Origin of the sequence: Photorhabdus sp. RM71S (genome assembly GCF_042879355.1) — a bacterium.
GTDB classification, from domain to species: domain Bacteria; phylum Pseudomonadota; class Gammaproteobacteria; order Enterobacterales; family Enterobacteriaceae; genus Photorhabdus; species Photorhabdus kayaii.
The window spans coordinates 1-562 of record NZ_JBHFKV010000179.1; the positions used below are offsets into that span (position 1 = coordinate 1).

The 562-nt window shown below is 44.3% G+C and carries 2 protein-coding genes; both read right to left on the bottom strand.

Annotation, left to right across the window (positions count from 1 at the left end; translation table 11 throughout):
- On the bottom strand, positions 1-201 hold a 201-nt coding region (locus ACGF5R_RS24385; RefSeq protein WP_387693215.1), incomplete at its 3' end, for a hypothetical protein.
- Positions 176-562: hypothetical protein (locus ACGF5R_RS24390; RefSeq protein ID WP_387693217.1), on the bottom strand; the 387-nt coding region annotated here is incomplete at its 5' end. The genes ACGF5R_RS24390 and ACGF5R_RS24385, both read right to left, overlap by 26 nt.

Below are 562 nucleotides of genomic sequence, written 5' to 3' on the forward strand. Positions count from 1 at the left end.
CTTGACCGAGCTGTATTTACTCGCCCACGCTTTAGCAATATGCAGACAGTCATCGTACATCTTGCCCTTTCTGCTCGCTGATGAAGCTCTTCGATAGTGATCGACCGCTTTGTCACTTGCCATGCCTGAGATTGAATCGGAATAGCCCAGTTTCAATAAGTCGGCCTGGATGTTCTTAGCTATGAATTCTTGGGGGTTCATATGCAACCTCCTTTTTACCTCCCCCAACCAAACCGAGAGCCATCTGACTGATATCACCGATCAGCTTTTCAGCTTTATTGAGGGTAACTAAATCATCTTGTCGCTTTCTTAGTCTGCGACCTGCATCGGATGAATCTTCATCAGACGCCCTTTTTGCCAGAACAAGCATGTGTTGCAGTTGCTGGATGGTAAACCCAAATCCAGATTTAACCTCAAGTTCAGTCATGTGATCGAATACTTGAGCCTGTAACTCGTAACTGTAGCTCATTGCCATCAAACAGGATTCACGTTTGAAGAATCGGTAAATATCTCTTTCAACTTCCCCACCCGTGCCATTTATGAAAGTATCAACTGAAAAAAA